The following is a 24,170-nucleotide window of genomic DNA, read 5'->3' on the forward strand; positions in this document are numbered from 1 at the left end:
CGACCGGCATCGACGTCACCGGCATGCGGCGCGCCGACCCGGGCGGACGGGCCCGGCGCCCGCCGGGCAGGATGCGGGCATGCGGGACGACGTCCGTGACTACCTCGCCGACCTGGTCCGACGCGCCCGGGACGTGCTCGGCGCGGACCTGCTCGGCGCGTACGCGGCCGGTTCGGTCGGGCTGGGCGCGTACCAGCCCGGGCGCAGCGACGTGGACGTGGCGCTGCTGGTCGCCGGTCCGCCGGCCGGCGCGGCGAAGCGGTCGCTCGTGGACCGGCTGCGGCACGAGTCGCTGCCCTGCCCGGCACGCGGCCTGGAACTGGTCGTCTACCGGCGGGACGTGGCCGCCGCCGGCCTCCCCGAGCCGGGCTTCGAGGTCGAGCTGAACACCGGCGCGACCATGCCGTTCCGGGCCACCTACGACCCGGCCGACCGGCCTGCCGCCGACGGGCGGTTCTGGTACGCGCTGGACCGCAGCATCCTGCGCCAGTCCGGCCTGACGCTGCTCGGCCCGAGCGCCGCCGACGCCTTCGCCGACCCGCCGCCGGCCGCGCTGCGGGCGCTGCTCGTGGACGCGCTGCGCTGGTGGCTGGCGCTGCCCACACCGCCCGGCGACGAACCGGCGCCGGGCGCCGAGGACGCGGTGCTGGGGGCCTGCCGTGCGCTGGTGCGCTCCCGCGACGGCGTCTGGTTGGCCAAGGCCGACGCCGGGCGGCGGGTGGCCGTCGACGACCCGGACGCCGCGCTGATCCACCGCGCGATCGCCGCCCGCCGGGGTGGCCCGCCACCCTCCGGACCGGCGGCCCGCGCGTTCCAGCGGCGGGTGCTGGCCCGGCTCACCGCCGCCGGTTCGGCCCCGTCGTAGGCCACCCCGAGCACGGTGAGGCACGCCGGTGATCATGAAGTTGGCGGTGACAATTCGGACGGCGGAGGCAGCCAACCTCATGATCAACGGGCTTGTGGAGTCGGCCCGGCTAGGGTGATGGGGGAGGTGACGCGTGCGCAGTTGGTGGTTCGCCGGCCTGATGCTGATCGCGGGCGTGGTGACGGGGGTCGGCCAGTCGGGTCCGGCGTCGTTCGCTCTGGCTTTCCTGCCCTTCGCGGTGCTGGGGGTGCTCTTCTCGCCGCTCGCGTTCCCCTGGTCGCTGACCGCGGCCCAGGCGCGGCGGCGCAGCGCCGAGAACGGCCGGCCGGTCATCTACTGGCGGCCGGGCTGCACCTACTGCCTCCGGTTGCGGCTGCGACTGGGCCGGCGCGCCGGGCGGGCGTACTGGGTGGACATCTGGCGGGACCCGGAGGCCGCGGCGGCGGTCCGGGCGGTCACCGGCGGCGACGAGACCGTGCCGACCGTGGTGCTGCCGGAGGGCGCGGTGGTGAACCCCGACCCGGCGTGGGTGCGCGACCGGCTCCCGGCCTGACCCGGTCACCGGCCGCCACCGTCCGCCGGCCGTGAGCCCGGCGCCCCGGTCCGGGGCGCCGGGCACCGGTCACCCGGTGTACGGCAGGGTGACGGTGGAGCCGTCGCCGGTGCCGACCGTGGTGGCGGCGTTGCCGATGGCGTTCCACAGCTCGACCTTCACCGTGCCGCCGGCCAGGTCGCCGAGCGTGCCGGTGGCCGAGGCCAGGCCCTGGGTCTGCCGGTAGCGTTCCATCCCGACGATCGGGTCGGTGGCGAAGTACCGGTAGGTCTCCACCCGGTCGAAGCTGCCGTCGCCGGTCAGGTCGTACGACACCCGGGCCTGGACGCCGTTGCCGACCACGACACCCGCGTCGACGCCCAGGTCGAAGGCGGTGTTCCCGCCGGTGTACGTACCGGTCAGCCCGGTGGCGGTGAACACCTGCGGGTTGGTCGGCGTGCCGTCGTGGTTGCCGTTGGCGGCGGTCACCGTGACCGTGCCGGCCGGGCCGGCGGTGGCGCCCAGCTCCCCGCCGGAACGCAGGTAGCGGGTCGGGTTCAGCGGCGCCGGGGTGCTCGGGTCGGGACTCGGGCTGGTCGGCGTCGGGCTGGGCGTGGTCGGCGTCGGGCTGGGCGTGGTCGGGGTCGGGGTCGGCGTCGAGGTCGGCGGGGGACCGGTCGGCACCGCCACGCCGCCGGTCGCGCTGCCACCGCTCCAGGTGTACGCCCCGGAGGTGGCGGTCTTCCCGGCGGGCACGGCGAGCGTGGTGCCGTCGGAGAACGTGACGGTCAGCGGCGCGGCGGTGATGTTCGACGCCACGTACGTGCGCGCGGTGCCCTTGCGGAACACCTTGGCCAGCGGGTGGTTGGCGGTGACCGAGGTGTCCACCGTGCCGAGGGCGGCGAGGTTCCGGATCCAGTGGAACGTGTGCGCCTTGCTCTCGCCCTCCTCGCTCGTGAAGCCGCTGTTGGCCCGGAAGTTGCGCAACGCCTGGTCGCCGTCGCCGAGGGCCAGGAACTCCCAGAGGATGTCCTGCCACACCGTCGGCGGGCCGCCCTTGTTGGCGACCAGCTCGGCGTAGTTGGCCTTGACGTAGTCGGGATATTCGCCCAGGTAGAGGTGACCGCCGGTGATCGGCAGCATGTTGATGCCCTGGATCATCTCGGGGGCCGCGGAGAACCAGGTCGAGTACGACCCGCCGTCGCCCCACACCATGCCGACGGTCTTGTGCCCGAAGGTGGCCGGGAAGTTCTCGTCGTGCACGTCGAACCAGTATTCCGAGATGGCCGCGGACTGGGTGGTCCACAGGTAGACGCCGGCGTCGCGGACGGCGGTGTCGCCGGTGGCCTGGCCCCACTGGATCAGCGCGTTGGCGAAGTTCATCCCCTCGGAGGACGACTCCTGGTTGTTGCCGGCGAAGAACGGCGCCAGGCCGGAGGCCCAGTCGTGACCGGCGTAGATGTCGAAGTCCCGCAGGTAGGGGAAGCGCTCGTCGGCGCGGTCGTAGTTGTTGGCGTCGCGGATGAGCAGGTCGACCATGCCGCCGTAGCGGGTGTCGTCGGCCCAGCCGGGGTCGAACTTGGCCACCGTGGCCGCCGCGGCGACGAAGTAGCCGTAGTGGAAGTGGTGGTCGTTGAGATCCTCGTCGGAGCCGTACGAGGCGGGGTAGCCGATGAGCGTGCCCCAGTTGCGGTCGTAGTAGAAGAGTTGGCCGGTCTCGCCGGAGCCGGCGGTGAGCCAGTTGGTGAGCCGGGCCTTCATGGCCGTGACGGCCTTGTCTCGCACGGCGGTGAGCCCGAGCTGGTCGGCGATCTCGGCGATCCGGGCGGCCCGGCCGAGCCCCTTGCCGGCCCAGTAGGTGTCGGTGCCGCTGACCCCCTCCGGGTTGGCCAGCTCGGCGTTCAGGTAGCCGGTGACGGTGTTCAGGTCCGCGCCGGTGGCGTCACCGACGGCCGGCACCTCCGGCAGCACGCCGGTGAAACGCATCGAGGTGGTGAACGACGGTACGCCGGCGAGCACCCGCATGGCACCGCGCGCCGAGACGTACGTCGGGGTGATCGGGGTGGCGCCGGTGAGGCTACGCCACTGGTGCGGGTAGAGCGCCACCACCGTCTTGGACTCGGTTCCCTCCCGGGGCGTGGTGGTGAACGCGTAGGTGGTGCGCACCGTGCCGGCCGCCGGGTCGTACGCGTAGCTCATCCGGGTGCCGGTGACGTGCGCGTGGGCGTACCTGCCGTAGGTGTCGGCCAGGGCGGCCTTGTCCGCGCCGCCGGGCAGCACGGCGACCGAGAAGTAGCCCTTACCGGCAAGCGTCGAACTGATGCCCGCGCCGTCGACGGTCCAGGTCGCGCCGGTCGGCGCGTACGCGACGTAGTCGTGGCCGTGGACCGTGAAGCCGATGGTGGCGCCGGAGTTGCGCCACACGGTGGGCGTCGCGGCGGCGGTGAGCTGCGCGGCCCCGCCACCGCTGACGGTGTAGTAGCTGAACGGCAGCCCGTGGCCGATGGTGGCCCGCATGCTCCGGTTGCCGTCGCTCCAGTCGGCGGTGACCGTCCAGTCCGTCCAGTCGGCGGCCTTGACCACCGGCGCGGACAGCCCGGCCACCCCGACCCGGACGTCCTCCGTGTACGGGTAGTGGTATTCGCCGACTCCGGTGGCGGTGCCGCTGATCGCCGGCGTGGTGGTGTAGGACAGCCCGAGCCCGTTGTTCTCGGCGTGGAACGCCAGCGGGTGGGCCTGGAGGTTCTCGCTGGTCCCGCAGTTGTTGCGCTTCCAGATCAGCGAGGACCACCAGTCGTTCGTGGGGATCGCGCCGGCCGGCGCGTCCGAGGTGGCGAAGATCCTTGGGTTGGTGCTGACGGCGCCGCAGCCCTTGGGCAACGCGGCGCCGGGCGGCAGCGTCTCGGTGTAGCTGCCCGCGCCGACGGTGCCGGCGGTGGCGGTGCCACCACCGGTGACCACGACGCCGAGGAGGCCGGCGGCGAGTACGGATGCGGCGGCGAGGGCGGTCGCCCGCAGCCGACGCGGACGGGCGGGGGAGACGTCCCACAGGGGGAGTGTCATGGAGGTCCCCTTCAGGAGAAGGTGGTGTTCGGATGGTGATCCGACAGTCGAGAGAGCGCTCTCTTGAGAAGCGAGATTAGGTTCCGGTTACGTGCGCGTCAATGTTTTGTTGCCTGAGAGAGCGCTCTCTGCATGTCGCGACGTCTGCCCTCCCGGGCCTTGAGAGCGCCCCCGAACAGGAAAAACCGGCTCTGCGGCGCACTCCCACCGCACTCCCACCCGGCCGAGTTGGTTTCGCCGACCCCGTCCCGCGCCGCGCACCGTCCCGCGCACCGCCGAACCGTCCGTCCGCAGCCGCTGGCGTCAACGCACCGCGAGACATCCGTAGCGTTCCACCCGTGGTGGGTGCTGGCGGTGGGTGGAACGGTATGGGTGTTGGGTACGCCTAGTCAGGTTGGCCGGCATCGCCGGGCGCACCCTGATCCGCCTGTCGATCACCCCTGACGCGGAAAGCGCGCCGGACGGGGATGCGGCCGGACCGCGATCAGGATGCGGTCGAGCGAGACTGTCAGGCGGCGGTGGCGACGAGACGGTCCTCACCGGTCACCGGCGCCGACGTGGTGCCCGGACCATCGCCGTCGGCGGCGGGCCGTGCCCCGCTGCGCGGCGCTGTGTGCGGCGGCGCGGTGGCGGTGTTCGGCGTGCGGGCGGCGCTCAGCCCGACCTGGGCGGTGTCCCAGGCGGCGCACGGCCAGGCCGCCCCGGCGCAGCTCGGGCTGGCGCACCTCCGCGTCGCGTCGGGCTGGTGCGCGTCGGCGACCGCGGCGGACAGGTCCCACAGCAGTGGGTCGGTCACCTCCGCCGGACGGTCCTCGGCACGCTCGGTGTTGACTCCGGACATGGTCGATCCCCCCTGTGGTGAACGGCCCCCACCTGTTTCCGGAACCGGCCCCGGGCAAACCTGCGGATGATCGGGAGCGGGCATAGGCTGGCCGGCGTGGCGAGGTATTACGACCTGCATCCGGACAATCCCCAACCGCGGGTGATCCGGCAGGTGGTGGACCTGTTACGGGCGGACGGGGTGATCGTCTACCCGACCGACTCGTGCTATGCCCTCGGCTGCCGGCTCGGCAACCGCGACGGCGTGGAGCGGATGCGGGAGATCCGGCGGCTCGACCAGCGGCACCCGTTCACGCTCGTGTGCGCCGACTTCGCCCAGCTCGGCCAGTTCGTCAAGCTCAGCAACGCGGTCTTCCGGCAGGTCAAGGCCGTGATCCCGGGCAGCTACACGTTCCTGTTGCCGGCCACCTCGGAGGTGCCCCGCCGGCTCCAGGACCCGCGGCGCCGGGTGGTCGGCGCACGGGTGCCGAAACACACCGTGACCCAGGCGCTGCTTGCCGAGTTGGGCGAGCCGCTGCTCTCGAGCACCCTGCTGCTCCCGGGTGAACCGGAGCCGATGACCCAGGGCTGGGAGATCAAGGAACGGCTCGACCACCAGGTCGACGCCGTGGTCGACGCCGGGGACTGCGGTCTCGAACCCACCACCGTGGTCGACCTGTCCGGCCCGGAACCGGAGATCCTGCGCCGCGGTGTCGGCGACCCCTCCCGCTTCGAGTAGGGATCGGCCCGTTCCGCCCCACCGGGCCGTCGGGTGCGGCACGGTGGATCCGGCGGACCGTGACGGGGGTACGGCGTGAACGCACTCGTGCTGATCTCGGTGCTCGGCGTCACCGTGGTCGTCGGCACCACCATCGGCGGCCGGTACAGCGTCGCGCCGCCGGTGCTGCTCATCGCCATGGGCGCGCTGCTCGGCCTGCTGCCACCGTTCGAGAACGTGGTCCTCGAACCCGAGGTGGTGCTGGTGCTGTTCCTCCCGGCGATCCTCTACCGGGAGAGCCTGGTGACCAGCCTCCGCGAGATCCGCGCCAACCTCGCGGTGATCGTGCTGCTGGCCGTCGCGCTGGTGATCATCACGATGGTGGCGGTCGCGTACGTGACCCTGGCCCTCGGTGTGGAACCGCACGCCGCCTGGGTGCTCGGCGCGGTCCTGGCGCCCACCGACGCCGCCGCCGTCGCCGGCCTGGCCAAGCGGATGCCGCGTGGCATCCTCACCACGTTGCGCGCGGAGAGCCTGGTCAACGACGGTACGGCGCTTGTGCTCTTCGCGGTGGCGGCCGGTGTGATCGCGGGTGGGAAGGTGCCCGGTCCGTTCGCGCTCGCCGGCCAGTTCGTCGGCAAGTCGTTGGGTGGGGTGCTCGCCGGGCTGCTCGTCGGCGGGCTGGTGATCCTGATCCGCAAGCACGTCGACGACCCGATGCGCGAGGGCGGGCTGAGCATCCTCACCCCGTTCGTCGCGTTCCTGCTCGCCGACGCGGTGCACGCCAGCGGGGTGCTCGCGGTCGTCGTCTCCGGGCTGCTGGTGTCGTACGCGGGACCGCGGGTGATCCGGGCCCGGTCGCGGCTCACCGCGTACGCGTTCTGGGACCTGTCCACCTTCATGATCAACGGCAGTCTGTTCGTGCTGCTCGGCATGCAGGTGCCCGGCTCGCTGCGTAACATCACCAGCCACTCGCCGGCGGCGTCGTTCGGCATCGCCGCGCTCGTTGCGCTCGTGGTGGTCGCCACCCGGCTGGGGTGGGTGCACCTGGCGGTGTCGGTGTTGCAGGGCGTCGACCGGCGGGAGTCGCGGCGGTCGTCGCATTTCGACGCGCGGATGCGTACCGCCGCCGGCTGGGCCGGTTTCCGGGGCGCGGTCTCGCTCGCCGCCGCGCTCGCCGTGCCGGTGACCATGCACGACGGCACCCGGGTGTACGAGCGGGATCTGATCATCTTCGTCACCGTGGTGGTGATCGTGCTGATCATGGTGGTGCAGGGCACCACGCTGCCGGCCGTCGTCGGCTGGGCCGGCCTGACCGGCGACCGGCAACGCGACGACGAGGTGCGCCGGGCGCGGATCCGGGCCACCGAGGTGGTGCTGGAGGCGTTGCCGGGGGTCGCCGCCGACCTGGGCGTCGCGCCGGACACGGTGGAGCGGCTCCGCGCCGGCTACCAGGACCACCTGGCGGACGTCCGCGACCCGCGCAGCGAGGAGGCGGAGCGGGAGCGGGAGCTGTCCCGCCGGTTGCAGCTGGCGATGCTGGACCGCAAGCGTCGGGAGGTCACCCGGCTGCGCAACAGCAACCAGATCGACGACGCGGTGCTGCGGGAACTCCAGGCGGCCACGGACATCGAGGAGATCCGCCTGCTGGGCCCCGAGACCGAGGACTGAACCCTCAATCCCCACCGCGCCCTCATGCACGGAAAGAGTGGCTATCCGGTCGCGGATAGCCACTCTTTCCGTGAAACAGGGGTAAGGGAGGGGGATCAGCCGGCCGTGCAGCTCACGGTGCCGGAGGGGGCGGTGCCGGTGCCCTGGAAGCCGAACTCGGTGCTGCCACCGGCGGCGACCTGGCGGTTGTAGTCGACGTTACGGAACGTCACCAGACCGGTGGAGCCGCTGGTCTGCGCGCTCCACGCGTTGGTGACCGACGAGCCGGAGGGCACCGTCAGCGACACCGACCAGCCGTTGAGCGGGCTGCCGCCGGCGGTGACCCGCACGTTGGTGACGAAGCCGCCCGGCCACTGGTTGGTGGAGAGCGTCGCGGTGCAGGCGCCGGCCGGCGGGGGCGTCGACGGCGGCTCCGAGGTGGGCGGCGTGGTGGTGGGGGGTGCGCTGGTCGGCGGCGTGCTCGTAGGCGGGGTGCTGGTCGGCGGCGGGGTGCCGCCGGCGTTCAGCGCGTTGAGCGTCGACGTGTACGCGGCCTTCTTGTTGCCGTTGCCGTCGAAGAGCAGCGGCGTCCCGCTGGCCCGCCAGGAGTCGCTGTCCCGGATGCCCCAGACCGTGATGCCGTTGCAGCGCGCCACGGCCAGGCAGTCCTTCACCACGTTGCCGTACGCGGTGGCCTGGCTGCTGCCCGAGCCCTCGATGTCCAGCTCGGTGATCTGCACGTCGACGCCGAGGTCGGCGAAGCTCTGCAGGGTGGTGCGGTAGTTGCCCGGGTACGGCGAGCCGCTGTTGAAGTGCGACTGGAAGCCGACGCAGTCGATCGGCACCCCCCGGGCCTTGAAGTCCTTGACCATGTTGTAGACGCCCTGCGTCTTGGCCCAGCTCCAGTTGTCGGTGTTGTAGTCGTTGTAGCAGAGCTTGGCGCCCGGGTCGGCGGCGCGGGCGGTGCGGAAGGCGACCTCGATCCAGTCGTTGCCGGTGCGCTGGAGGTTCGAGTCGCGCCGGCCGCCGTTGCCGTCGTCGAACGCCTCGTTCACCACGTCCCAGGAGTAGATCTTGCCCTTGAAGTGGGTGGCGACCTGCGTGATGTGGTTGATCATGGCGTTGCGCAGCGCGGTGCCCGACATGTTCTGCGCCCAGCCGGGCTGCTGCTGGTGCCAGGCCAGCGCGTGCCCGCGGACCCGCATGCCGTTGGCCTGGGCGTGCGCGACGATCCGGTCGGAGCTGCTGTAGTTGAACTGGTTCTGGGACGGCTCGGTGGCGTCCCACTTCATCTCGTTCTCGGGCGTGACCATGTTGAACTCGCGGTTCAGGATGCCGACGTACGTGCCGTCCGACAGCTTGTTCGCGGCCACCGCGGTGCCGAAGTAGCGGCCCTGTTCCGCCGCCGAGGCGCCGAGCGTCGTGCCGGCGCTGGCGCTTGTCGCGACCGCGACCGTCGCGGCGACCGCCGCGGCCCCGGCCAGCGCTGATACCACCGCGGCACGCGGGCGTGACCGGGCTGTCCCGCTCCCGCTGTCGCGGGCGAGCACCTTGTCCATCTGAGAACCTCTCCTAGCCTGGTGAATAGGATCGTCCACGTCGACCACCGCCCGTCACGGTGTCGGCTCGGGCGCGGCCGCCCGGAGGCCGCGCCGGCCGGGGAGACGACTCCCCGGCACCGTGGGTTGATCGACGTGAATCTGTGCCCCGAGCCTACCGGAACCGTTCCGAAAACTTAACGCTCTCGATATGTCGATTCCCCGGCGGGGCGCGGCGGTCGAGGCGTCGAACGCGCCGGCCGGGGGCGGTCGGTGGGCGGTGCCCGGCCCGGCGCTCCGGGTCCGGAAGTTTCGGCGGCACGCGACCTTCCGGGCCGGGTCGCCCGGCCCGCTGTCCGCGACCGGACGACGCCGGCGCTTGAACGCGGGGGCCCGAGGCGCGATCCTGTCCCTACATCGACACCAAACGATGGAAGAGGTCCTCCGGATGCGCCGACCGTCGCTCGTCGTCCTCGTCCTCGCCGCCCTGCTCGCGGCCACCCCCGCCGCGGCCCGGGCCGGCGCCGCCCCACTCACCGAGCTGCGCACCGCCGGCACCGCCTGGGGGCCCGACCCGGCCACCGGCCGCCTGACCGTCACCGTCGACGACACGGTACGCGGACCGGAGCTGGCCGCGTTGCGCCGGGCCGCCACCCGCTCCGGCGCGGTTCTGCGGCACGAGCCGGGCCGGCTGCGCACGCTCATCGCCGGCGGCCAGGCGATCTACGGCGGCGGTGGGCGGTGCTCGCTCGGCGTCAACGCGCGCAGCGGCAGCACCTGGTACTTCGTCACCGCCGGGCACTGCACGAACCTCGGCGCCACCTGGTACGCCGACAGCGCCCGCACCAGCGTGCTGGGCAGCCGTACCGGCAGCAGCTTCCCCGGCAACGACTACGGGCTGGTCCGCTACACCGGCGCGGTGGCGCACCCCAGCGCGGTGTACACCTACCCCGGCCAGGTGACGATCTCCGGCGCCGGCAGCGCCTACGTCGGGCAGGCGGTCTGCCGCAGCGGCGCCACCACGGGCGTGCGGTGCGGGGTGGTCACCGGCTTGAACCAGACCGTCAACTACGCCGAGGGCCGCGTCACCGGCCTGATCCGCACCAACATCTGCGCCGAGCCGGGGGACAGCGGCGGGCCGCTCTACGTGGCCGCCACCGGCACCGTCCTCGGGATCCTCTCCGGTGGCAGCGGCACCTGCGCCAGCGGCGGCACCAGCTACTACCAGCCGATCCTGCAGATCCTCGCCGCGTACGGCCTGAGCATCCCGTGACCGCCGGCCCGAGGGCGGAGGCCACGGACGCCGGCGGCTCGCTAGCCTGACGCGGTGACCGTCTACGCCCTCGCGCAGCTCACCGTTCACGACCGGGCGCGCTACGACACGTACGTCGCCGCCTTCCTGCCGGTGCTGGCCCGGCACGGCGGCCGGCTGCTCGTCGCCGACCCCGCCCCCCGGGTGGTGGAGGGCGACTGGCCGCACGACAAGGTGGTCCTGGTGTCCTTCGACCGCCGGGAGGACTTCGAGCGCTGGTCCACCTCGCCGGAATACCGGGAGATCTCCCGGGACCGGGAGGCGGCGACCGAGGGGGTGGTCCTGCTGCTCGACGGCATCGGCCACGCCTGGCCGGCCTGACCGCTCACCGCGCTCGGCCACCGGCGCGCAGGTAGGCGAGCACGGCCAGCACCCGGCGGTTGGTGTCGTCGTCCGGCGGCAGGTCCAGCTTGGCCAGGATGTTGCCGACGTGCTTCCCTACCGCCGCCTCGGTGACGTGCAGCCGGCCCGCGATCGCGCCGTTGGAGTGCCCCTCGGCGACCAGGCCCAGCACCTCCCGCTCGCGGCGCGACAGCGCGTCGAGCGGGTCGCGCGGGCGGCGCAGCAGGTGCCGCACCACGTCCGGGTCGACGGCCGTGCCGCCGGCGGTCACCCGGCGCAGCGTGTCGGCGAACTCGGCGACGTCGGCGACCCGGTCCTTGAGCAGGTACCCGACCCGCCGGCCGTCGCCGCTGTCCAGCAGCGCCGCCGCGTACCCGCTCTGCACGTGCTGGCTGAGCACGACCACGGCGAGGTCCGGCCGTTCCGCGCGCAGCGCGACCGCCGCGCGCAGGCCGTCGTCGCGATGCTCCGGCGGCATCCGGATGTCGGTCACCAGCAGGTCGGGTCGGTGCGTGCGGACAGCCGCCACGAGCGCCGGGGCGGAACCGACCGCGGCGGCCACCGCGAAGCCGAACCGGGTCAGCAGGCCGACCAGGCCCTCCCGGAGCAGGACCTCGTCCTCGGCGAGGACGACCCGGGTCACGGACGGCACGGCAGCTCCACCCGCACGAGGGTAGGCCCGCCGGGCGGGCTGGCCAGCAGCAACCTGCCGTCCACCGCGCCCACCCGGTCGGCGAGCCCGGTCAGGCCGGTGCCCCGGGCCGGGTCGGCGCCGCCCCGGCCGTCGTCCTCGACCTCCACCACCAGCCGGCGGTCGGTCCGGGTCAACCGCACCACCGCGTGCCTCGCGTGCGCGTGCCGGGCCACGTTTCCCAGCGCCTCGGAGACCACGTACCAGGCGGTGGTCTCGACCAGCTCCGGCACCGGGCGGGGCAGGTCCGCGTGCACGGTGACCGGGACCACCGATCGGCCGGCCAGGTCACCGACCGCGCCGGCCAGGCCCAGCTCGGTGAGCTGTCGCGGGCGGATGCCCTGAACGATGCCGCGCAGCGTCACCATCAGCTCCTTGGCCTGCTCGTGCGCCGCGTCCAGCGGCCCCGCGGCCGGCGACCCGTCCGGCACGTCCAGGCGGGCCAGCCCGAGCTGGAGGCTGAGGCTGGTCAGGCGTGGCTGAGCCCCGTCGTGCACGTCCCGCTCGATGCGGCGGCGCTCCGCCTCGTACGCGCCCATCAGGCGGGCCCGGGAACGGGTCACCTCGCGCAGCGCCACGGCGTCGGGCGCGCCGTCGAGCAGCCACCGGGCGACCGTCGCCTGCCCGACGACCAGCAGGCCGGCCAGGTAGACCAGGGCAGGCGCGGCGAGCACGCCGGCGACGGCGTACGGGACCGCTCCGGCCGGCGAGTCGACCGTGGCCCAGATCAACACGATCCGTTCCCCGTCACCGGTCAGCCAGGGCCCGGCGACCAGCGTGACGTCGAGCAGCACGAGCAGGCCGAACGTCCCGTAGGCCAGCGGCACCGCGGTGGCCAGCCAGGCGGCGTACGCGACCTCCCGCCAGGCGGCGGCGCTGGCCCATCGGGCGGCCGGCCCGCGCCGGAGCGGGCCGGCCAGCGGTCGGTCGTCGACCAGGCGGAGCCGCCACCGCTCGAGAGCGGCCACCGGCGCGCTCGCCAGCGGGGCCACCGCGAGCGCGGCCAGCGCCAGCACGGCGAGCGCGGCCAGCACCGGCACGTCGACCGGCCGGCCCCGCCGCAGCGCGCTCGCCACCAGCAGCAGCGGCGCGGCGACCACGGACCACGCGACCGCCAGGACGCCAACGACCGGGAGCGTGCTCGCGGCGTACGCCAGGGCGCGCCAGGGCCAGGCGGTGAGCGGGTACCGGCGGTGGCGTAACGCCCCGGCCAGGTGCGACGGCTGAGTCATGGCCCGACGCTAGCCAGCCGGCAGCCGGCCGGCCCAGCCGTCCAGGCCCCGCATCGGGGTGGGCCTGGCCCTACCCCGGACGTGCCTATCCTGAACGGGTGGAACTGGCGTTCAGCGGCGAGGTGTGGTTCTGGCGGGGGCCGGCGCCCTACCACTTCGTCACCGTGCCCGACGAGCAGTGCGCGGCGCTGGAGGCCGCCGCCGCGTCGGTCACCTACGGCTGGGGCATGATCCCGGTGGGCGTCCGGATCGGCGGCACCGACTGGCGCACGTCGCTGTGGCCGAAGGACGGGCGCTACGTGGTGCCACTGCGGGTCGCGGCGCGCCGGGCGGAGGGGATCGAGCTGGGCGACCTGGTGGACGTCCGGCTGACGGTGGACGTGTGACCGCCGGCGACCTGGCCCAGGCGGGCCGACTGCTCGCCGCGAGCCGAACCCGGGACACCGGGCGGTGGCCGCGATCCAGGCCCGCCTTCCCGGCACCGTCGTGATCACGCAGAACGTCGACGACCTGCACGAGCGGGGTGGTGTCGCCTCCGCGGTGCGGCTGCACGGCAGCCTGTTCGCGCCCCGCTGTTCGGCCTGCGCCCACCCGGCGAGCCTCAGCTACCGCGGCGCCCGCTTCGGGAAGACGGTGTAGGCCACCGGCCAGAACACCAGCCAGGCCGCCATGGCCAGGGTGAGCCGGGCGGTCCACGCCCACAGCTCCTCGGTCCGCTCCGCGTCGCCGACCAGGGCGATGCCGCCGAGCAGCACCGCGCAGGCGACCGCCCAGCCGAGCATGCCCTTGCCCCACTCCCGCCACTCGTGCCGGGCCCGGGCCCATCCGTAGCGCGGCGCGCGGCGCGGCGGCGGTCCGCCGGCGAAGCGGTGCGCGAACCGCTCGTCGGCCCAGCGCACCATGCTATGCCCGAACGCGACCGAGAAGCCGAGGTAGGCGGCGGCGAGGCCGTGGGCGAACGTGGCGGTGCCGCCGCGGCGCAGGTCGATGATCGTGGCGGCCAGCAGGACGAGGTCGACGGCGGGCACGGCGAGCAGCAGCGCGGCGCCGAGGCGGGGCCGGCGCAGCGGATACCTGGCGATCAGCCCGGCGGCCAGGAACAGCCAGAACGCCACCTCGCACGCGACGATGACTCCGATGAGCATTCGACCTCCCCGTTTTAGTACGCTGTGCGATAACAACCCTAGCAATCGCCGTCCACCAGCCCCGGGAGGGCTCCGTGCCCAAGATCGTCGACCACGACGCCCGCCGCGCGGAGCTGGCCGAGGCGATGTGGCGGGTGGTCTACCGCGAGGGAGTCGGCGCGGCCACGGTGCGCAGCGTCGCCGCCGAGGCCGGCTGGTCGCCCAGTGCCCTGCGGCACTACTTCGCCACCCAGACCGAGCTGCTGGTCTTCGCGATGGAACACGTGATGGTCAAGGCGGCCGAGCGGCTCACCGCCCAATACCGGACCGGCGCCGCCCGCGACGTCGTCCAGCGGATGCTGGAGGAGTTGCTGCCGTTGGACCGGCAACGTGTCCGGGAGGCCGAGGTGTGGCTGCTGCTCGCCGCCCGGGCCCAGGTCGACCCGGCGGCCCGGGAACGGATGGCCGAGGCCGACGACGGCATCCGCCGCGCCGCCGAGATCGCCGTGGCCCGGCTCACCGGCGAACAACCGGCCGACGACGCCGCGTCCGCCCGCCTGCACGCCCTGCTCGACGGCCTCACCCTGCACGCGCTGCTGCACCCCGACCGGATGCCACCGCAACGGCTGCGTGACCTGCTCGCCGCGCACCTCGACCAACTCGCCGGCCCGAGCCCGACGACAAGGTGATCCTCGACGCGCTGCGCCGGACCATCGAGGGCAACCTGGACGCGCATGCCCGGGCGGGCGGTGGCCGCTTCGGGAACAGGGGACCCTGCTGACCGGTCAGATCCAGTGTTCCTCGTCGGGCAGCGGGATCTCCTGGTTCTGCTCCACCGCGTCGGCCGGGGTCAGGTCGTCGCGGACCGACTCGCCCAAGCCGGCGCGGTCGCTCGGCGGGCGCAGCACGCCCTGCTCGGCCAGGTCCGCGTCGGCCGCCTCGGGCACGGCGTCCGCCACCCGCTCGGTCGGGCCGACGACCGTCTCGTCCTGCCGCTGTTCCTGCGCGTCGGCCTCCGGCGGGCGGCGCAGCGCGTCCTCGCTCATCGCGCCGCCCGCCGTCCGGTCGGCGCGCTCCGGTCGACCAGGTCGCGCGCCTCCCCGCCGTCGATCCGCAGGGCCAGCGTGCCCCGGGTGACCATGGCGGCCTGCTCCGCGGACACCCCGCAGCGCGTGGCCACCGCGCCGATGAACTGGTCCTGGTCCATCTCGCCGCCTCCCTCTGCCGGGCCAGCGGGATTCCCGCGCTCGAGCCGGGCAAACGGACCGCCCGCCGCGCGCGACGGCGTGGCTCAGGGGCCGATCGTCGCCGCGCAGGTCGGTGAACAGGTCACCGAGGGCGGGCATCGGTCGTACCCCTCCCATCGACCACGGATGCCGCAGGGGCGGCCGGGCCGGAAGGCCCGAGGTGCCGCCCGGTGCGGCCGGGAGTAGCGTGCGTCGCGGAAACCCGCAGCGAGGAGGTCCGGAGAGTGCAGCCGACGATCGTGGACGTACCCACCCCCGACGGGACGGCGGACGCCTACCTGGCCCGGCCGGACTCCGGCGGCCCGTTCCCGGGCGTCCTGCTGTTCATGGACGCGTTCGGGCTGCGGCCCCGGCTGGCCGAGATGGCCGCGACGATCGCCGACCGCGGGTACGTCGTGCTGGCGCCCAACCTGTTCCACCGTGCCGGTCCCACCCAGCCGGTCGACATGTCCGCCCTGGCCGACGAGAGCCGGCGCGCCGAACTGTTCGGGCGGGTCGGGCCGATGATGGCCGCGCTGACGCCGGACGCGGTGGCCCGGGACACCGCTGCCTACCTCGACTTCCTGGCCGCCCAGCCGGGTGTCGCGCCCGGTCCGGCCGCGATCACCGGCTACTGCATGGGCGGCACCAACGCGTTGCGGGCGATCGAGGCCCTTCCGGACCGGATCGCCGCGGTGGCCGCCTTCCACGCCGGGCACGTGGTCACCGACGCGCCGGACAGCCCGCACCGGGGCGTCGGCGCGGTGACCGGCGAGCTCTACTTCGGCCACGCCGACCAGGACGGGTCGATGACCGCCGACCAGATCGCCGTCCTGGAGAAGGCGCTCGACGCCGCCGGCGTCACCTACCGCTCCGAGGTGTATGCGGGCGCCCGCCACGGCTACACCCAGGCGGACACCCCGATGTACGACGAGCGGGCCACCGAGCGGCACTGGGCCGCGCTGTTCGATCTGCTCGACCGCACCTTCCGGGGCTGACCCGGCACCTGCCGCCTCAGCCGCCGCGGGCCCACAACGCCAGGCGTACCCGGTTGGGGCTGCCGGTCTTGGCCATCAGGCTGGTGATGTGGGTCTTCACCGTGGTCACGCCGATGTGCAGCCGGTCGCCGATCTCGGTGTTGGACAGCCCTTCGGCGACCAGGTCGAGCACGTCCCGCTCGCGGGCGGTCAACTCGGCGGCCCGCCGGGGCGCGCCGGCCCGGGCGTGCACCGCCCGCTGGACCAGCCGGCGCAGCACCTCCGGGCTGAACGGGCTGTCCCCGGTGGCGGCCCGGCGGATGCCGTCGAGCAGCTCGGCCGGGGGCGCGTCCTTGAGCAGGAAGCCGCAGGCGCCGGCGGTCAGGGCCGGATAGAGGTGGTCGTCGTCGCCGAACGTGGTGAGCACCATGACCCGGGTGGCCGGCCGGTCGGCGAGGATCCGGCTGGTCGCGGTGATCCCGTCCACCCCGGGCATCCGCAGGTCCATCACCACCACGTCCGGCCGCAGCCGGGCGGCCAGGGCGACCGCGTCGCGGCCGTTGTCGGCCTCGCCGACGACCTCCAGGTCGGGTTGGGCGTCGCAGAGCATCCGCAGCCCGGCCCGGATGAGGTGCTGGTCGTCGACCAGCAGCACGCGGATCACGCCGGCTCCGGCGCGGCCGGGCCGGACCGGGGAGCGGGCCGGTCCGCCCCGTTCCCCGCCGGCAGCACCGTCCGCACCCGCCAGCCGTCGCCGGTCGGACCGGCCTCCAGCCGGCCACCGAGCACCTCGACCCGCTCCCGCATCCCGACGATGCCGTGCCCGCCGCCGGCGGGCACCACGGCCGGCGCCGCGCCCCGCCCGTCGTCCGCGACCGCCCAATGCACCGCGCCGTCCACCACGGACACGGTCAACCGGGCCCGGGCCGCCGCGCCCGCGTGTTTCGCCACGTTCGTCAACGCCTCCTGGGTCAGCCGCAGCACCGCCTGGCCGCGTACCGCGTCAAGCGTGCCGACCGCCGGGTCCACGTCGGCCTCCACGGTGATCCCGGCCTGCCGGGCCCGGTCCACCGTCGCGCCGAGCGCCGCCGGCAGCGCCGACGGCTCGATCGCGGTCAGCGCGGCGTCGTCGCGTACGCCGTCCGGCTGGCGGAGGACCGCGACCAGCCGGCGCAGGTCGGCCAGCGCCGCCGTGCCGGTGCCGTGCACGTCGTCGAAGACCGCACCGACCCGGGGATCGAGGTCGGGCAGCACGTGCCGGGCCACCCCGACCCGCAGCACCATCGACGCGACGTGGTGGGCGAGCACGTCGTGCAACTCGCGGGCGATGGCGCTGCGCTCGTCGGCGCGCGCGGCCCGGCTCTCCGACTCCCGCCGCCGCTGCTCCGCCGCCGCCCGTTCCTCGGCCTGCCGGCCCAACTCCCGGGTGGTCCGGACGACCAGGCCGAGCAGCACCGGCAGGCCGACGGTGACGGCCAGCCCGAACACGCCGGTGAGCACCTTCCGGACCGGGTCGCCGACCAGGTCGCTCACGTCGATCGCGGCCAGCAGCCCGGCCGCCAGCCAGAACGTCCGGGGCCGGGTGGCCCGCATGGTCAGCTCCAGCAGCGCCCAGCTCGCGCCGACCTGGTTGATCAGCGAGTCGTCGACGAGCGGTAGGGCCGCCACCAGCAGGGCGCACTGGAGCAGCAGGTTCAGCAGCGGCCGGCGGTGGCACAGCAGAGCCACCGCGAACGCGGCGAGCGCGAACGCCCACTGCGTCGCGGTGGGCCCGGGCCGGCCGTGCACGCCGACGACCAGGTAGCCGACGCCGCTGAGGTCGAGCAGCAGCATCCGCGCGAGCGTGTCGCGCGCGTCGAACAGCCGCCCCACCCAGCTCACCGCGCCAGCCTAGGCAACCGGCGCGGCCGGGGCCACCGCGTCGGTCCCGCCGCGCGTCCGCCGCCACCCGGCCCGGAGCGCGAGGTGGACGGCCAGGCCGAGCGGGCCCAGCAGGATGGTGAGCACCAGCACCGGCGCGGTGAGCAGGGCCGGGATGCCCCGCTCCCGGGCGTCGGACCAGATCCACCGCCCGACGAACAGGTCGAAGCCGATCATGTGGGCCCAGGCCGCCGCCGCGCCGTCGGCGGTGCCGAGCAGGTCCCGCAGACCGTCGAGCGTGGGCGCGGTGACCACCGGCAGCACCGCGCCGAGCGCCGGCAGCACCAGGAGCGCGTAGACAAGCAGGACCGGCGCCACGATCAGCGGCGAGCCGACCACCCGCGCGGTCCACGACCAGCGGGGCGCCAGGATCATCAGCGCCCAGAACGGCGCGGCGAGGGCGAACGTCAGGCCGAACAGCGTGCCGCTCATCCGACCAGCACCACCGGGGTACGCCGGGACCGGCGGGCCAGGACCAGCCCGGTGGCCGCCGCGGTGGTGAGCGCCAGTGCCGCCGCCACGGTCAGGGTGAGCCCGTCCGGGCGTGACAGCGGCTGCCCGCGCAACGCCTGCCAGGTGAGCAGCAGTGTGAGCGCGGCGTACGCGACGCCGCCGACGAGCACCAGCCGGGCCCGGGTCAGCGCGTCCAGCCGGGCGCCGACGAAGCGGTCGAGCAGGATCGCCAGCAGGGGCAACGCCTGCAACGCGTGCAGCCCGACGAAGTGCCCGACGCGCAGGTCGCCGCCGGTGGTGCTCCAGCCGACCAGCGGCAGGCCCGGGCCGCCGTCCGGCACGCCGACGCTGTGCGCCCCGTTGATCCCGGCCGGCGCGCCGGCTGGACGTTGCATCACCATCGGGACCGCGACGAGCATGCCGAGCAGCGACACCCCGAGGCCGAGCCGGACCGCGTACCCGCCGGCCCGGTCCGGCGTGGGCCGCCGCAGCAGCGCGACCGCGAGCACGGCCTGGGCCAGGAAGAGCACCATGATCGCCGCGCCCATGATGTCGAACAGCGCCGCGTTCAACGTGGTGGTGCCGTTGAAGTGGCTTGTGGTGCCGCGGACCACCTGGACGACGATGGCCACCATCTCCACCACCGCCACGGCCACGATCACGGTGGCGGCCCGTTCGGCGAGCCGGCTGCGCCTCGGCAGCAGCGAGAGCATCCAGGCCAGGGTGACGCCGTAGAGCACGAACGAGAGCGCGAACTTCAACGGCTTGAGCCAGGCGGGCGCGCCGGTGAGCACCCGGGGGTCGGCGACGACGCCGACCGCGGCGACGACGGTGAGCACCGCCATCGCGGACACGAGGAGCATCAGGGGGCGGTGCCATCCGGCCGCCCGGTTCCACACGGTTGTCATGCCTGTAGATGCTCGTGACCGGCCCGGCCGTGCGCGCCCGACCGGGAGCCGCGGTCGCGGCCACCGGTCCGACGGGCGTCTCCTACCCGGGGAGGAGGGGACGCTCCCGGCCCGCCGGGACAGCGACCGGCCGGCGGGTGGCTCCCCGCCGGCCGACCGCCGGTGTCACCGTCCGTAGACCTCGAACTCGTAGAGTGAGAAGCCGTACGAGGTGGCCCGCTTGACCCCGTACACCCGCACGTAGCGGGCGGTGACCGGGGCGAAGGTGGCGTTGTCGACGCCGCCGTTGCCGGTGGTGGTGGCGAACACCGGCGTCCAGGAGCTGCCGTCGCCGGAGACCTCGATCCGGTACGACGTGGCGTACGCGGACTCCCAGCGCAGCACCGCCCGGCCCACGGTGCGGGCCGCGCCGAGATCGACCCGCAGCCACTGGTTGTCGTTGTAGCTGCTGGCCCACCGGCTGGACAGGCTGCCGTCGACCGCCTTGTCCGGCGTGTAGCCGGTCAGGAACTGGGTGCTCGACGCGCTCGCCGGGCGTCCCTGGGCCAGGTTGGTGACGTCGTCGCCCCGGCGGGCCGGGAATGAGACGACCTGCTGGTAGGTGGGGCGGTTCTGCCAGGCGATCAGCGGGTGGGTGATGCCGCCGAGGCCGGACTGGGCGATCGAGTCGGCGCACCACTGGTCACCGGCGGAGCAGGACTTGTCGCCCGGGTAGACCGTGCTGGCCGGCGCGGCGGCGGCCTGGCCGAGCGCACCGAGCAGCGCCGTGCGGCAGGCGCCGAGGTCGCCGTTGCCGCAGTACGCGCGCCCGAGCCCGCCGGCCACCGGGTCGCCGAGCACGGCGCGCACGTCCTTGTCGACGTAGCCCCACCAGCCATGCTGGAACGACGAGCCCTTGTGCGCCTGACCCTGGAGCGCCCAACTGACCGCGCCGTCGCGACCGCCGTTCTGCCCGCCCGACGGCGCCTCGTTCACCTCGATGGCGTCGACCAGCGCGGCGTACAGGTCGGGGCCGAGCCCGGGGCGGAACTCCGCCGAGGCCAGCAGCGGCCACCAGGCGTCGAAGATCCGGATGGCGTCGGCGTGCTGGTAGACCTTGGACCCGGGCGAGGTCTCCACCCGCCGGGTGCCGGCCTGCTGCCAGGCGCGCAGCTTGCCGATTGCGTCGGCCAGCGCCGGGTCGGTGACCGGCGCGCTGTCCAGCACCCGCAGCAGGTCGGGAAGGACCTGCTGGCCGCGCAGGTCGGTCACCGCCGCGTCCGCCATGATCTTGACGACGTCGGCCCGGCCCAGCTTGCGCTGGGCGATCGCCGCGCGCACCGGCCCGTCGAGCAACTGACCCCGGTGTACGGAGCCGAAGCTGAAGTTGCCGTCGGCCGCCCCGAAGTCCCGCGCCTGCTTGTTGTTCCAACTGACGTAGTAGTCCTGGTTCACCGACTGCGGGTGCGCCGACGCCGGGGCGTAGCTGGCGTCGTTGGTGTCCGGGTTCCAGCCGGCCCACTCGTACGCCGGCTCGGCCTTCGCCGGCAGGTTCGGGTCGGTGACCGACGACCGGACCGGGTTCGCGCCGGAGTTGAAGTACGCCGCCTCGGTCGAGTTGACGTAGAACCAGTTGAACGCGTACCCGACGCTTGCCGCGGACGCCTGGAACGCCGCTGCGCTGCCCATCGCCGCCGGGTCGTTGAACGCCTGGAAGCCGATCGCCGAGTCGGCCTCGTGCCGGTAGGTGGACCGCAGCTTGGTGAACGCAGTCGGTTGCCCGTTCACCAGCCCCCGGTGGGAGACCAGGCCGTACTTCGTGCGCAGCGCGCGCAGCGTGTACGAGCCGGCCGGGGTGGAGTCGGCGAGCGTCGGCGACCAGGAGTTGCGCTGCTCCAGCGCCTCCATCGCGAGGCACTGGCCGTGGTAGAGGTAGCGGTTGCTGCCCAGCGTCGGCGCGCTGCCGTCGGTGGTGCACAGCGGCACCGCGTACGTGTCGGTCAGGTCCTGGGAGGCCGAGGTGGCGCTCCACGCGTAGTCCTGGCCGCGGCCGAGCAGCACGTAGAGGTTGAGTCCGGCGAACGCGGCGCCGCGCGCGCTGATCCCCGGCCCCTGCAACTCCTGGAGCATGAGCAGTTGCGGGGCGAAGTAGCCGGTCTGCGGCCCGAACACGGCGACCGGGTTGCCGGTGGTGGTGTGCCGGCCGGAGACCACCACGGCGTTGGACATGCCGTGTTTGCGCAGGTTGGACAGCCCGCCGAGCAGGTCCTTGGTGGTGGTGCTGGCACCGGTGCGGGCGGTGGCTCCGCCGCGCTTGTCGTAGGCGAGGGGCTCGGCGGTCACGGTGCCGGCGTCGGGGAGCACCACGCTCGTCGCGCCGGGCGGCGTCGCCCCGTACGGGAAGCTCTGCCCGTCGTGCAGGGTGAGCACGGTCTCCGGGTCGTTCTGGGAGCGGAACGCCGCCCACACCCGGTCGCCCTCGCCTGTGCCGTACTTGGCTCGGGCGGCGACCCGGACCAGCGCGGACTGGATCTCGCTGCCCCCGCCGCCGCCGAACAGGCCGCCGATCACGCCGGCGGTGGCGATCAGGTCGGTCATGGTGAAGTGCTTCGGCTTGCCGGCGCCGGCGAGCACGTACTCACCGGGGTAGTTGTCGTCGGCGATGGACTTGTCGATGTAGGCGTTGATGCCGGCGATGTAGTCGACGACGTCGGTGTAGAGCTGCTGGCCCCGGGCGCCCCGGGTGCGCAGCGCGTCCACCTGGGCCTGGAGGTCCGCCTCGGTGTAGGGCGAGTTGGCCCAGACGCTCTGCTCCAGCTCCCGGTTGCCGGGGGCGCCGCCGGCGAACGAGCTGACGTTGCCGCGCCCGACGTGCCGCAGCAGGTCCATCACCCAGAGGCGGTCCTGCGCCCCGGCGTAGCCGGCGCCGAACATGGTGCCGCCACGGGTGGTGCCGGTGACGTGCGGTACGCCGGTGGCCTTGTCCCGCACGATGGTGACGTCGGAGCGCGGCGAGACGGTGCTCTCGACCTGCCCGGCGGGGACGCCGAACGAGGAGTCGTTGTAGAACTGGGCGATCTGCTCGTCGGTCAGCCCGGCGTAGTTGTAGACCAGGTTCGCGTACTCGTCGAGCTGGTCGCTGGAGTGCGCCGGACGGGTGCCGAGCGCCTGGTGGGCCAGGATGGCGACGAGCGTGGCGTTGCCGTTCTGGCCCGGGGGCAGGATGTCGGCGCACTGGCCGAGGCAGTAGTCGTTGGCGGCGAACGTGGTGGCCGCGAGCGCCGGTGACGGCGGGGTGACGGTCAGGACGCTCGCGGTCAGGGCGGCGGCGGTGAGTGCCGCGAGCCGGGCGCGGAGTGGGGGACGGGGCATGGCGATCCTCCGGGGACGCGGAGTCGGGCCTTCGGTGCGCCCGGCTGCCGTGCCGACGTCTCGCCCTCCGCGCCCGGGCGTTCCACCCGGAGGTGAGAATGACTCATATCTATCTCCGGGCAATGATCGGCGGCGGACCGTCGCCCCGGATAGCCGTCGTTCACCACCCGCCAATGCCGACGTTTCGCCCGCCCCGCCGCCCGTGGACGTGACGCCGGGGGTGGCCCCGTCGCCACCCCCACCGTCAGCGCCTGCGGAACGACTGGCGCACCACACCCCCGACCAGCGCGCACCACGTGGTGGTGCTGACCTTGCCGGTCGGCGGCAGCCCGTGCAGGCGTTGCAGATCCTTCACCGCGCTGCGGGTCGCGTGGTCGTACTCGCCGCTCGGGGTGACCTCGGCGTAGCCCTTGGACGCGAGCATGAACTGCGCGGCGGTCACCGGGACGCCGCTGTCGCGCTGGCTGAGCTCCGGCGCGAGGGTCTCCCACGTCGGCGCCGTCAGGGTGGCGTCGACGTCGACCGGGATGCCGTTGCGGGCCTGCCAGTCCTGCACCGCCGCGACGGTGGTCGCGTCGAAGACGCCGGTGACCGGCACCGCGTAGCCGCGGAAGCTGAGCAGGTACTGCGCCACCCGGACCGTCGGGCCGCCGACGAAGCGCCAGATGTCCGGCCAGCGCCGCGCCGGCACGTCGCCCAGGCGGGTGCCGAGCGTGCGGAACACCGCCCGCCGCAGCGCCGGGAACTCGCGGTAGAACATCGCCCCCGGGCACTGGGTCTCGCGAAAGTCCCAGTGGCCGAAGATGTCGTGCGCGTGCAGCCCGTACTGCCGGCAGATCGCGACGCACAGCCGGGTGAGGCCGTCGAGCAGCTCCTCCGGCGGCGTCTCGGTGACGTAGGTGCCCTCGTTCTCGATGCCGATGGCCCGGCCGTTCTCGCCCGGGCAGTGCGCGGCGATCATCTGCCGGTCGCCGGCCCGCAGCCGCTCCAGGCTGCCGTGCCGTCCCTCCAGGACGTGACCGCCCCGGCTCACCGTGAAGTGCTGCCCGGTGTCCGACCAGCCGTTGCCGTCCATGTGCAGGTCCTGGCAGTCGCGGGCGAGCTGCTCGGCGTGCTCCTTCGAGTAGTCGGTGACGTTGGGGAACGCCATGTGGTGCACGATGATCTTGTTGGTCGGGGTGGCGCTGACCGACAGCGGACCGGACGGCGGACGGGCGGCCCACCCGTCGCAGCCGATGATCCAGTCCAGGTCCGCGCCCGGGGCGGCCTGCGCGGCGGCCGGCAGCGCGAGCTCGCTCCCGACGACGGCGACCGCGGCGGCGCCGAGTCCGGCCCGTAGCAGCGTACGGCGGTCCAGCTCGGAATGATCGAAGTGCATGGCATCTCCTCGATGGCCCGACCGAGGCCGAGCGATGTAAAGGAACTCCAGTTTCGGCACGCGAGCCGAAG

General features: G+C 73.9%; 23 protein-coding genes and 1 pseudogene. 10 read left to right on the top strand and 14 right to left on the bottom strand.

What is annotated here, in order from left to right; all coding sequences use genetic code 11:
• Positions 1-79: 79 nt before the first annotated feature.
• Together O7602_RS13050 and O7602_RS13055 are read left to right on the top strand one after the other, a co-directional pair.
• Positions 80-865 carry a nucleotidyltransferase domain-containing protein gene (locus O7602_RS13050; RefSeq protein WP_281589155.1) on the top strand — a complete coding sequence of 262 codons (786 nt, stop codon included), beginning with the start codon at positions 80-82 and terminating at the stop codon, positions 863-865.
• 133 nt (positions 866-998) lie between these two features.
• Positions 999-1,418: a glutaredoxin domain-containing protein gene (locus tag O7602_RS13055; RefSeq protein WP_281589157.1), complete on the top strand. Its 420-nt coding sequence runs from the start codon at positions 999-1,001 to the stop codon at positions 1,416-1,418.
• A gap of 69 nt (positions 1,419-1,487) precedes the next feature.
• Here O7602_RS13055 and O7602_RS13060 read toward each other — a convergent pair whose 3' ends face one another.
• Together O7602_RS13060 and O7602_RS13065 are read right to left on the bottom strand one after the other, a co-directional pair.
• Positions 1,488-4,460, bottom strand: coding sequence for a glycosyl hydrolase (locus tag O7602_RS13060; RefSeq protein WP_281589158.1), 2,973 nt, complete (start codon positions 4,458-4,460; stop codon positions 1,488-1,490).
• A gap of 508 nt (positions 4,461-4,968) precedes the next feature.
• Complete coding sequence (locus O7602_RS13065) at positions 4,969-5,301, bottom strand: hypothetical protein (protein ID WP_281589160.1); 333 nt, start codon at positions 5,299-5,301, stop codon at positions 4,969-4,971.
• Positions 5,302-5,397: 96 nt separating this feature from the next.
• Here O7602_RS13065 and O7602_RS13070 point away from each other — a divergent pair, with 96 nt between their 5' ends.
• On the top strand, positions 5,398-6,018 hold the full coding sequence (locus tag O7602_RS13070) for an L-threonylcarbamoyladenylate synthase (protein WP_281589161.1): 621 nt from the start codon (positions 5,398-5,400) through the stop codon (positions 6,016-6,018).
• 75 nt (positions 6,019-6,093) lie between these two features.
• Positions 6,094-7,668 (top strand): Na+/H+ antiporter, encoded by a 1,575-nt coding sequence (locus tag O7602_RS13075; RefSeq protein ID WP_281589163.1) that lies wholly within the window; start codon positions 6,094-6,096, stop codon positions 7,666-7,668.
• 95 nt (positions 7,669-7,763) lie between these two features.
• On the opposite strand, the gene O7602_RS13080 is transcribed toward O7602_RS13075, so the two are convergent.
• Positions 7,764-9,206: an endo-1,4-beta-xylanase gene (locus tag O7602_RS13080; protein WP_281589165.1), complete on the bottom strand. Its 1,443-nt coding sequence runs from the start codon at positions 9,204-9,206 to the stop codon at positions 7,764-7,766.
• Between the two features lie 427 nt (positions 9,207-9,633).
• Between O7602_RS13080 and O7602_RS13085 the strand changes: the two genes are divergently transcribed.
• Positions 9,634-10,458: a S1 family peptidase gene (locus O7602_RS13085; RefSeq protein WP_281589167.1), complete on the top strand. Its 825-nt coding sequence runs from the start codon at positions 9,634-9,636 to the stop codon at positions 10,456-10,458.
• A gap of 54 nt (positions 10,459-10,512) precedes the next feature.
• A complete protein-coding gene (locus O7602_RS13090; RefSeq protein WP_281589168.1) occupies positions 10,513-10,818 on the top strand; it encodes a DUF1330 domain-containing protein in 306 nt (101 codons plus the stop codon).
• A gap of 4 nt (positions 10,819-10,822) precedes the next feature.
• Here the strand turns inward: O7602_RS13090 and O7602_RS13095 are convergent, their stop codons facing one another.
• Positions 10,823-11,491: a response regulator transcription factor gene (locus tag O7602_RS13095; RefSeq protein WP_281589169.1), complete on the bottom strand. Its 669-nt coding sequence runs from the start codon at positions 11,489-11,491 to the stop codon at positions 10,823-10,825.
• Positions 11,479-12,762 (bottom strand): histidine kinase, encoded by a 1,284-nt coding sequence (locus O7602_RS13100; protein ID WP_281589172.1) that lies wholly within the window; start codon positions 12,760-12,762, stop codon positions 11,479-11,481. The genes O7602_RS13095 and O7602_RS13100 overlap by 13 nt, the downstream gene beginning before the upstream one ends.
• Before the next feature lie 98 nt (positions 12,763-12,860).
• Between O7602_RS13100 and O7602_RS13105 the strand changes: the two genes are divergently transcribed.
• Both O7602_RS13105 and O7602_RS13110 read left to right on the top strand, forming a co-directional pair.
• Positions 12,861-13,148: a DUF1905 domain-containing protein gene (locus tag O7602_RS13105; RefSeq protein ID WP_281589174.1), complete on the top strand. Its 288-nt coding sequence runs from the start codon at positions 12,861-12,863 to the stop codon at positions 13,146-13,148.
• A 34-nt stretch (positions 13,149-13,182) separates the two neighbouring features.
• Positions 13,183-13,362 (top strand): annotated as a pseudogene (locus tag O7602_RS13110) (Sir2 family NAD-dependent protein deacetylase); the annotation flags it as partial.
• Between the two features lie 5 nt (positions 13,363-13,367).
• Here the strand turns inward: O7602_RS13110 and O7602_RS13115 are convergent.
• Positions 13,368-13,907 (bottom strand): hypothetical protein, encoded by a 540-nt coding sequence (locus tag O7602_RS13115; protein ID WP_281589176.1) that lies wholly within the window; start codon positions 13,905-13,907, stop codon positions 13,368-13,370.
• Positions 13,908-13,981: 74 nt separating this feature from the next.
• Here O7602_RS13115 and O7602_RS13120 point away from each other — a divergent pair, with 74 nt between their 5' ends.
• Positions 13,982-14,575, top strand: a complete 594-nt coding sequence (locus O7602_RS13120) for a TetR family transcriptional regulator C-terminal domain-containing protein (RefSeq protein WP_281589178.1) — start codon at positions 13,982-13,984, stop codon at positions 14,573-14,575.
• Positions 14,576-14,671: 96 nt separating this feature from the next.
• Here O7602_RS13120 and O7602_RS13125 read toward each other — a convergent pair whose 3' ends face one another.
• Positions 14,672-14,932: a hypothetical protein gene (locus tag O7602_RS13125; protein WP_281589180.1), complete on the bottom strand. Its 261-nt coding sequence runs from the start codon at positions 14,930-14,932 to the stop codon at positions 14,672-14,674.
• A complete protein-coding gene (locus tag O7602_RS13130; protein WP_281589182.1) occupies positions 14,929-15,093 on the bottom strand; it encodes a hypothetical protein in 165 nt (54 codons plus the stop codon). The genes O7602_RS13125 and O7602_RS13130 overlap by 4 nt, the downstream gene beginning before the upstream one ends.
• Positions 15,094-15,357: 264 nt before the next feature.
• Between O7602_RS13130 and O7602_RS13135 the strand changes: the two genes are divergently transcribed.
• A complete protein-coding gene (locus O7602_RS13135) occupies positions 15,358-16,110 on the top strand; it encodes a dienelactone hydrolase family protein (protein ID WP_281589184.1) in 753 nt (250 codons plus the stop codon).
• Positions 16,111-16,126: 16 nt separating this feature from the next.
• Here the strand turns inward: O7602_RS13135 and O7602_RS13140 are convergent, their stop codons facing one another.
• The 6 genes from O7602_RS13140 to O7602_RS13165 form a co-directional block, all read right to left on the bottom strand.
• Complete coding sequence (locus O7602_RS13140) at positions 16,127-16,753, bottom strand: response regulator transcription factor (protein ID WP_281589185.1); 627 nt, start codon at positions 16,751-16,753, stop codon at positions 16,127-16,129.
• A complete protein-coding gene (locus O7602_RS13145; protein WP_281589186.1) occupies positions 16,750-17,970 on the bottom strand; it encodes a histidine kinase in 1,221 nt (406 codons plus the stop codon). The genes O7602_RS13140 and O7602_RS13145 overlap by 4 nt, the downstream gene beginning before the upstream one ends.
• Positions 17,971-17,979: 9 nt before the next feature.
• The gene (locus O7602_RS13150; protein WP_281589187.1) at positions 17,980-18,441 is read right to left on the bottom strand and encodes an ABA4-like family protein; all 462 of its coding nucleotides are present in this window, start codon (positions 18,439-18,441) and stop codon (positions 17,980-17,982) included.
• Positions 18,438-19,370 carry a hypothetical protein gene (locus tag O7602_RS13155; RefSeq protein ID WP_281589189.1) on the bottom strand — a complete coding sequence of 311 codons (933 nt, stop codon included), beginning with the start codon at positions 19,368-19,370 and terminating at the stop codon, positions 18,438-18,440. The genes O7602_RS13150 and O7602_RS13155 overlap by 4 nt, the downstream gene beginning before the upstream one ends.
• A gap of 165 nt (positions 19,371-19,535) precedes the next feature.
• Positions 19,536-22,721, bottom strand: coding sequence for a penicillin acylase family protein (locus tag O7602_RS13160; RefSeq protein WP_281589191.1), 3,186 nt, complete (start codon positions 22,719-22,721; stop codon positions 19,536-19,538).
• A 244-nt stretch (positions 22,722-22,965) separates the two neighbouring features.
• Positions 22,966-24,099 (bottom strand): N-acetylmuramoyl-L-alanine amidase, encoded by a 1,134-nt coding sequence (locus O7602_RS13165; RefSeq protein ID WP_281589192.1) that lies wholly within the window; start codon positions 24,097-24,099, stop codon positions 22,966-22,968.
• Positions 24,100-24,170: the final 71 nt, after the last annotated feature.

The sequence above is a fragment of the Micromonospora sp. WMMD1128 genome (genome assembly GCF_027497235.1).
In the GTDB taxonomy this organism is placed as follows: domain Bacteria; phylum Actinomycetota; class Actinomycetes; order Mycobacteriales; family Micromonosporaceae; genus Micromonospora.

Excerpts from the sequence above, each read along its gene's own strand:
- O7602_RS13155 (WP_281589189.1), bottom strand. The coding sequence starts at position 19,370 with ATGACAACCGTGTGGAACCGGGCGGCCGGATGGCACCGCCCCCTGATG.
- O7602_RS13080 (WP_281589165.1), bottom strand. The coding sequence starts at position 9,206 with ATGGACAAGGTGCTCGCCCGCGACAGCGGGAGCGGGACAGCCCGGTCA.
- O7602_RS13115 (WP_281589176.1), bottom strand. The coding sequence starts at position 13,907 with ATGCTCATCGGAGTCATCGTCGCGTGCGAGGTGGCGTTCTGGCTGTTC.
- O7602_RS13100 (WP_281589172.1), bottom strand. The coding sequence starts at position 12,762 with ATGACTCAGCCGTCGCACCTGGCCGGGGCGTTACGCCACCGCCGGTAC.
- O7602_RS13160 (WP_281589191.1), bottom strand. The coding sequence starts at position 22,721 with ATGCCCCGTCCCCCACTCCGCGCCCGGCTCGCGGCACTCACCGCCGCC.
- O7602_RS13125 (WP_281589180.1), bottom strand. The coding sequence starts at position 14,932 with ATGAGCGAGGACGCGCTGCGCCGCCCGCCGGAGGCCGACGCGCAGGAA.
- O7602_RS13085 (WP_281589167.1), top strand. The coding sequence starts at position 9,634 with ATGCGCCGACCGTCGCTCGTCGTCCTCGTCCTCGCCGCCCTGCTCGCG.
- O7602_RS13050 (WP_281589155.1), top strand. The coding sequence starts at position 80 with ATGCGGGACGACGTCCGTGACTACCTCGCCGACCTGGTCCGACGCGCC.
- O7602_RS13130 (WP_281589182.1), bottom strand. The coding sequence starts at position 15,093 with ATGGACCAGGACCAGTTCATCGGCGCGGTGGCCACGCGCTGCGGGGTG.
- O7602_RS13150 (WP_281589187.1), bottom strand. The coding sequence starts at position 18,441 with ATGAGCGGCACGCTGTTCGGCCTGACGTTCGCCCTCGCCGCGCCGTTC.
- O7602_RS13060 (WP_281589158.1), bottom strand. The coding sequence starts at position 4,460 with ATGACACTCCCCCTGTGGGACGTCTCCCCCGCCCGTCCGCGTCGGCTG.
- O7602_RS13065 (WP_281589160.1), bottom strand. The coding sequence starts at position 5,301 with ATGTCCGGAGTCAACACCGAGCGTGCCGAGGACCGTCCGGCGGAGGTG.
- O7602_RS13165 (WP_281589192.1), bottom strand. The coding sequence starts at position 24,099 with ATGCACTTCGATCATTCCGAGCTGGACCGCCGTACGCTGCTACGGGCC.